This is a genomic window from Micromonospora sp. MH33, from assembly GCF_003013775.1.
Taxonomy (GTDB): Bacteria; Actinomycetota; Actinomycetes; order Mycobacteriales; family Micromonosporaceae; genus Micromonospora; species Micromonospora fulviviridis.
Genome location: NZ_MUYZ01000304.1, coordinates 1 through 8,218, shown reverse-complemented (window position 1 = coordinate 8,218; position 8,218 = coordinate 1). Strand labels below are relative to the sequence as shown.

General features: G+C 76.2%; 2 protein-coding genes. Both read left to right on the top strand.

Translation table 11 applies throughout. The annotated features are described in order from the left end of the window. On the top strand, positions 1-1,940 hold a 1,940-nt coding region (locus B0E53_RS30235; protein ID WP_146167818.1), incomplete at its 5' end, for a beta-ketoacyl reductase. 87 nt (positions 1,941-2,027) lie between these two features. Beyond that, positions 2,028-8,218: type I polyketide synthase (locus B0E53_RS30230; RefSeq protein ID WP_146167817.1), on the top strand; the 6,191-nt coding region annotated here is incomplete at its 3' end.

Sequence of the window (8,218 nt, the reverse complement as noted above, 5' to 3'; positions counted from 1 at the left end):
GGCGGCAGCTCACCGCCGGCGCCGCCGCCGGGGACTGGCTGCTGGTCGTGCCCGCCGGCGCCGCGGCGGAGCCGGCGGACCGGATCGCCGCGCTGATCGACGGGGCCGGCGGCAGCGTGCACACGCTGGTCGTCGACCCGGCGACCGCCAGCCGCACCGACCTGGCCGAGCGGCTGCCGGCCGGCGGGTCCACCCGGGTCGTCTCGCTGCTCGCCCTGGACGAGCGCCCCCATCCCGACCACCCGAACGTGCCGGCCGGGCTCACCGGCAACCTCACCCTCGTCCAGGCCGTCACCGACGCCGCGCCGGCCGGGCCACTGTGGCTGCTCACCCGGCAGGCGGTCAGCACCGGCCCGGGCGACCCGCTCGCGCATCCGGCCCAGGCGACCACCTGGGGGCTCGGCCTGGTCGCCGCCCTGGAACATCCCGCGCACATCGGCGGCCTGCTCGACCTGCCGGCCGAACTCGACCCGGCGGCCGGGGAACACCTGCTGCGGGCGCTCACCAACACCGACGGCGAGGACCAGCTCGCGGTGCGCCCCCAGGGCACGCACCTGCGGCGGCTAGCCCGCGCGGCCCGCGCCGAGCTGCCGGACACCCCGGCCTGGCAGCCGCCCGGCACCGTGCTCATCACCGGCGGCACCGGCGCCATCGGCCGGTACGCCGCCACCTGGCTCGCCCGGCACGGCACCCGGCGGCTGATCCTGGTCAGCCGGCGCGGACCGGACGCCCCCGGTGTCGCCGACACGGTGGCCGAGCTGGCCGACCTCGGCGCGCAGGCCCACGTGCTCGCCTGCGACCTGGCCGACCGCGACGCCGTCGCGGCCCTGGTCGACGGGCTGCGCCGCGACGGCGAGACGGTGCGGGCCGTGGTGCACGCCGCCGGTGTCGGCCGCCTCAACCCGGTCGCCGTGGTCACCGCCGACGAACTCGCCGAGGTGGTCTCCGGCAAGACGGCCGGGGCCCGGCACCTCGACGAGCTGCTCGACCCGGACGACCTGGAGCTGGTGGTCTACTTCTCCTCCATCGCCGCGGCGTGGGGGGTCGGCGACCACGGCGCGTACGCGGCGGGCAACGCCTTCCTCGACGCCTGGGCGCAGTCCCGGCCGGCCGGGCGGGCCCGGGTGGTGTCGGTCAACTGGGGACCGTGGGCCGGCGGCGGCATGGTCAGCGACGAGCACGCGGTGGCGATGAGCCGGCGTGGGGTCACGCTGCTCGACCGGGAACCGGCGATGGCCGCGTTGCGCGCCGCGATCGAGGGCGACGGCGCGGTGCTCACCGTCGCCGACGTCGACTGGGCGCGCTTCGCACCCGTCTTCGCGGCCGCCCGGCCCCGGCCGCTGATCAGCGACCTCCCCGAGGTGACGGCGCTGCCCAGCGGGCCGGACCCGGCCGACGAGGGCGGCGCGGAGGTCCTCGCCGGGCTGCGCAAGCGGCTGGCCGACCTCACCGCCGCCGAGCAGAACCGGCTGCTGGTCGAGCTCATCCGCACCGCCGCCGCCGAGGTGATCGGCCACGACGGTCCGTACGCCCTGGAGGCCGACCGGCCGTTCCGGGACCTCGGCTTCGACTCGCTGACCGCGGTGGAACTGCGGGGTCGGCTGGCCCGGCTGACCGGCCTCGACCCGGCCAGCTCGGTGGTGTTCGACTACCCGACCCCGCAGGCCCTCGCCGAGCACCTCCGCGCCCAGCTCGTCGACGAGGCGTCGGTGGCGGCGCTGCCGACCGTCGAGGAGCTGGACCGGCTGGAGGACGCTCTCGCCCTGCGCGAGCGGGACGACATCGGCCGGGTGCGGATCACGCTGCGGCTGCACCGGCTGCTGGAACGCCTCGGCGCCGAGGAGCGGTCCGCCGAGGTCGCCGACGTGACCGACCGGTTGCAGCTGGCCAGCAACCAGGAGCTTTTCGATCTTGTGGACAGGGACCTCGGGCTCTCCTGAGCCGCGCGTCGGGTACCGGTGGAGAACGAGGGAGCGGCATCAACCATGGCGAACGAACCAGTCGGGAACGAGGGAGCGAGACCAACCATGGGGGACGAGGAGCGGCTCCGGGAATACCTGACGCGGGTCATCGCCGAACTGCAGCAGACCCGCCAGCGGCTGCGCGAGGTCACCGCCGAGGAGTCCGAGCCGGTGGCCATCGTGGCGATGAGCTGCCGCTACCCCGGCGGCATCAACTCGCCCGAGGAGCTGTGGCGGTTCGTCTCGGCAGGCGGGGACGCGATCGGCGACTTCCCGGCCGACCGCGGCTGGGACCTCGACCGGCTGCAGCACCCCGACCCGGACAACCCCGGCACCTCGTACACGGCCTCCGGTGGCTTCCTGCCCGACGCCGGGCACTTCGACGCCGCGCTGTTCGGCATCTCGCCGCGCGAGGCGGTCGCCATGGACCCGCAGCAGCGGCTGCTGCTGGAGGTCACCTGGGAGCTGTTCGAGCGGGCCGGCCTCGCCCCGCTGTCGTTGCGCGGCAGCCGTACCGGCGTCTTCATGGGCACCTCCGGCCAGGACTACGCCGCCGTGCTGCACCGCGCTCCCGGCGTGGAGGGCTACGTCCTCACCGGCACCGCCGCCAGCGTGGTCTCCGGCCGGCTCGCGTACACGTTCGGGCTGGAGGGGCCCACGGTCACCGTGGACACCGCCTGCTCGTCGTCCTCCGTCGCCGTGCACCTCGCCTGCCAGGCGCTGCGCGAACGCGAGTGCGGCCTGGCGCTGGCCGGCGGGGCCACCGTGATGGCCACCCCCGGCCCGTTCGTCGAGTTCTCCCGGCAGCGCGGCCTGGCCACCGACGGGCGGTGCAAGTCGTTCGCGGCCGCCGCAGACGGCACCGGCTGGTCCGAGGGCGTCGGGGTGCTGCTGCTGGAACGGCTCTCCGACGCCCGCCGCAACGGTCATCCGGTGCTCGGGATCATCCGCAGTTCCGCGGTGAACCAGGACGGCGCGAGCAACGGCCTCACCGCCCCCAACGGGCCCTCCCAGCAGCGGGTCATCCGGCAGGCCCTGGCCGGCGCGAAACTCACCCCGGACCTGGTCGACGTCGTCGAGGCGCACGGCACCGGCACCACCCTCGGTGACCCGATCGAGGCGCAGGCCCTGCTGGCCACGTACGGGCAGGACCGGGGCGACGCCGCCCCGCTGCTGCTCGGGTCGATCAAGTCGAACATCGGCCACACCCAGGCCGCCGCCGGCATCGCCGGGATCATCAAGATGGTCCTGGCCATGCGGCACGGAGTCGTCCCCGCCACCCTGCACGTCGACCGGCCCACCCCGCACGTCGACTGGACCGCCGGCGCGGTCACCCTGGTCACCGAACCGACCCCGTGGCCGGCCGTGGACCGGCCCCGCCGGGCCGCCGTCTCGTCGTTCGGGATGAGCGGCACCAACACCCACCTCGTCCTCGAACAGCCCGAGGAGGCGCCCGCCCGGCCCGAGCCGGCGGAGCTGCCCGTGCCCGCGCCGGTCCTGCTCACCGGGCGTACCCACACCGCGCTGCGCCAGCAGGCCGAGCGCTGGTCCCGCCGCGTCGCGGACGACGCCGACCTGAGCCCGGCCGACGTCGCCTGGACCTCGGCGGTCTCCCGGTCGCCGCTGGAACACCGGGCCGTGGTGTTCGCCGCCGACCGGGACGAGCTGTCCGCCGCGCTCGACGCGCTCGCCGACGGCCGGCCCGCGCCGCAGGTTGTCACGCACACCGCCGGCACGCCGGGCGAGGTGGTCTTCGTCTTTCCCGGCCAGGGTTCGCAGTGGGCGGGCATGGCGGCCGGCCTGCTCGACACGGCCCCGGTGTTCGCGGAGACCTTTGCCGCCTGTGCGGAGGCGCTGCGTCCGTATGTGGACTGGTCTCTGCTGGATGTGGTGCGGGGCGCGCCGGGCGCGCCGTCGTTGGAGCGGGTCGACGTGGTGCAGCCGGCCCTGTTCGCGGTGGGCGTCTCCCTGGCCGCGTTGTGGCGCTCCTACGGCGTCCACCCGTCGGCCGTGATCGGCCATTCGCAGGGCGAGATCGCCGCCGCGTATGTGGCGGGGGCGTTGACGTTGGACGACGCGGCGGCCGTGGTGGCGTTGCGCAGCCGGGTCATCGCCGGTATCGCCGGCGACGGTGGGATGGTGTCGGTCGCCACGACGGCCGAGGAGGCCGCCGCCACCATCGAGCAGTGGCGCGGGCGGGTCGCCCTCGCGGCCGTCAACGGCCCCACCTCCGTCGTCGTGTCCGGTGACAGCGCCGCCCTCGACGAGCTGGTTGCCCACTACGAGGGCCGCGACATCCGCGTCCGTCGTGTCCCGGTGGACTACGCGTCGCACTCGGCGCACGTCGAGCCGTTGCGCGAGCAGCTCCTCGATCTGCTCGGCGGGCTGCGGCCCCGCGCCGGGGAGATCCGGTTCCGGTCCACGGTGGAGGGCGACTGGATCGACACCGCTTCCCTCGACGCCGACTACTGGTACCGGAACCTGCGGCAGACCGTCGGCTTCGACGAGGCCGTGCGTGATCTGGTGGCTGCCGGCTATCACACGTTCGTGGAGGTCAGCGCCCACCCGGTGCTCACCATGGCGGTGCAGGAGAGCGTGGAGGTGGCCGCCGCCGACCCGACCGCGGTCACCGTCACGGGCACCCTGCGCCGCGACGAGGGCGGCCTCGACCGGTTCCACCGGTCGCTCGCCGAGATCTGGGCCGGCGGCACGCCGGTCGACTGGCGACAAGCCTTCGCCGGCCGCGCCGGCCGCCTCGTCGGCCTGCCCACCTACCCGTTCCAGCGGCAGCACTACTGGGTGCCGGCCGAGGCGCCGGACGCCCCGCCCACCGGCGCCGGCCTGCTCGACCACCGGTTCTGGGACGCCGTCGACCGCGCCGACCTGGACGCCCTGCGCGCCACCCTCGCCGTCGACGACGCCGAGGCCACCGAGTCGCTGCGCACCCTGCTGCCCGTCCTCGCCGGCTGGCGCCGCCAGCAGCAGGAACACTCCCTCCTCGACGGCTGGCGGTACCGGGCCGACTGGCAGGTGGCGCCCGAACCACCCGCCGCCCGCCTCGACGGCACCTGGCTGCTGGCGCTGCCCGCCGGCCTCGACGACGACCCGGTGGTGCGCGCCGTCCGTACCGCGCTGACCGACGCGGGCGCCGACCTGCTGCCGCTGGCCGTCGAACCCGACGCCGACCGGGCCGGGCTCGCCACCGCCCTGGCCGGCACCGAGGTCGCCGGGGTGGTCTCCCTGCTCGCCCGGGAACCGGCGACCGGCCCGGGTGCCGTCCTGCCCGGCCTGGCCACCACCCTCGCCCTGGTGCAGGCGCTCGGCGACGCCGAACTCGACGCGCCGCTGTGGCTGGTCACCCAGGGGGCGGTCAGCGCCGCCGCGTACGACCGGCTCACCGACCCCGGGCAGGGCGCCCTCTGGGGCCTCGGCCGGGTGGTCAGCGTGGAGGCCCCCCAGCGCTGGGGCGGCCTGGTCGACCTGCCGGCCGACCTCGACGGCCGCACCGCCGGCCGGCTCGCCGCGATCCTCGCCGGATCCACCGGAGAGGACCAGCTCGCGATCCGCGCCCCCGGTGTCTTCGCCCGCCGCCTGGTCCGCGCCGGCCTCGGCGACCGCCCCCCGGTGCGGCGCTTCACGCCCGCCGGAACCGCGCTCGTCACCGGCGGCACCGGCGGCCTCGGCGCCCGCGCCGCCCGCTGGCTCGCCACGGCCGGCGCCGAGCACCTCGTCCTGGTCAGCCGGCGCGGCCCCGACGCCCCCGGCGCCGCCGAGCTGGCGGCCGAGCTGCGCGACCTCGGCGCCCGGGTCACCGTCGCCGCCTGCGACATCGCCGACCGGGCCGCCGTCGCCGCCCTGCTCCACCGGGTCCAGGCCGACGGCCCACCGGTACGCACCGTCGTGCACACCGCCGGCGTCGCCCAGACCACCCCGCTCATGGCGATCACCCCCGCCGAGCTGACCGAGGTGACGGCCGGCAAGACCGCCGGCGCCGCGCACCTGCACGACCTCCTCGCCGGCCAGGAGCTCGACGCGTTCGTCGTCTACTCGTCCATCGCCGCCACCTGGGGCAGCGCGGGCCAGGCCGGGTACGCCGCCGGCAACGCGTACCTCGACGCGCTCGTGCAGCAGCGGCGCGCCGACGGGCGGGCCGGCACCGCCATCGCCTGGGGCTCGTGGGGCGAGGGCGGCATGCACACGGCCGACGCCGACCGGCAGCTGCGCAACCGGGGCGTGCCCCCGATGGACCCGGCCATCGCGATGACCGCCCTCCAGCAGGCCCTCGACCACGACAACGTCACCCTCACCGTCGCCGACGTCGACTGGTCCCGGTTCGCCCCCGCGTACGCCTCCGCCCGCCGCCGCCCGCTGCTGGAGGGCGTACCGGAGGCGAAGGCCGCCCTCGACGGCGGGACGCCGCCCGGCGACGGCGACGACGGCCCGGCGGCGACGCTGCGCGCCCGGCTCGCCGGGCTGACCCCGGCGCGGCGGGAGGAGACCCTCGCCGACCTGGTCCGGGAACTCGCCGCCGACGTGCTCGGCCACGACGACGCCACTGCGATCCCGGCCACCACCGCGTTCCGGGACCTCGGCTTCGACTCGCTGACCGCCGTCGAGCTGCGCAACCGGCTGGTCGCCGAGACCGGGCAGCCACTGCCCACCACCCTGGTCTTCGACCACCCCACCCCGGTGGTGCTGGCCCGCTTCCTGCTCGCCGGACTCCTCGGCGCCACCGGAGCGCCCGCCGAGGCCGCCGTCCCGCCCGCCCCGCGCGACGAACCGGTGGCCATCGTGGCGATGGCCTGCCGTTTCCCGGGCGGCGTCACCGACCCGGAGGAGCTGTGGCGGCTCGTCGCCGACGGTGTGGACGCCCTCGGCGACTTCCCCACCGACCGCGGCTGGGACCTCGACCGCCTCATCGACCCCGACCGGGAGACGCCCGGCACCACGTACGCGGACCGGGGCGCCTTCGTGCACGACGCCGCCGACTTCGACGCGGGCTTCTTCGGCATCTCGCCCCGGGAGGCGGCCGCCATGGACCCGCAGCAGCGGCTGCTGCTGGAGGCGTCGTGGGAGGCGATCGAACGGGCAGGGGTTGTCCCGGAGGCGTTGCGGGGTTCGCGAACAGGGGTGTTCGCGGGCACGAACGGCCAGGACTATAGGGCCCTGTTGCTGGTCGCGCCCGACGAGGCGGACGGGTTCGGGGGCACCGGCAACGCGGCGAGCGTGGTCTCGGGTCGGGTGTCGTACGCGTTGGGGCTGGAGGGGCCGGCGGTGTCGGTGGACACGGGGTGCTCCTCGTCCCTCGTCGCGGTGCACCTGGCCGTGCAGGCGCTGCGGCGGGGCGAGTGTGATCTCGCCCTGGCCGGCGGGGTGACGGTGATGGCGACGCCGGGCCTGTTCGTGGAGTTCTCCCGGCAGGGCGGGCTGGCGGCCGACGGGCGGTGCAAGGCGTTCGCGGCGGCGGCCGACGGCACCGGCTGGGGCGAGGGCGTCGGGGTGCTGCTGGTGGAGCGGCTGTCCGACGCGCGCCGCAACGGCCACCCGATCCTCGCCGTGATCCGCGGGTCCGCGGTCAACCAGGACGGCGCGTCCAACGGGCTGACCGCGCCGAACGGTCCGTCGCAGCAGCGGGTGATCCGGCAGGCCCTCGCCGACGGGGGCCTGTCCACGTCGGACGTGGACGTGGTGGAGGCGCACGGCACCGGCACGACGCTCGGTGACCCGATCGAGGCGCAGGCGCTGCTGGCCACGTACGGGCAGGACCGAACCGAACCGCTGCTGCTGGGCTCGATCAAGTCGAACATCGCGCACACCCAGGCCGCCGCCGGCGTCGCCGGGATCATCAAGATGGTGCAGGCCATGCGGCACGGGACGGTGCCGGCGACGCTGCACATCGACGAGCCGTCCCCGCATGTCGACTGGTCGGCGGGCGCCGTGGAGCTGGTGACGGAGGCCCGGCCCTGGCCGGAGACGGGACGGGCCCGGCGGGCCGGCGTCTCCTCCTTCGGCATCTCCGGCACCAACGCCCACCTCGTCATCGAGCAGGCCGACGGGGACGGCCCGACGGCGCCGGTGTCCGCCGCCCCTGCGCTGGTGGAGTCGGACGTGATGGTGTGGCCGGTGTCGGCGCGGTCGAAGGCGGCCCTGCCCGGTCAGGCGGCGCGGCTGGCGCGGCACGTCCGCGAGCACGAGGGGCTGGATCCGGCGACGGTGGCCTGGTCGCTGGCCACGACGCGGTCGACGTTCGACCACCG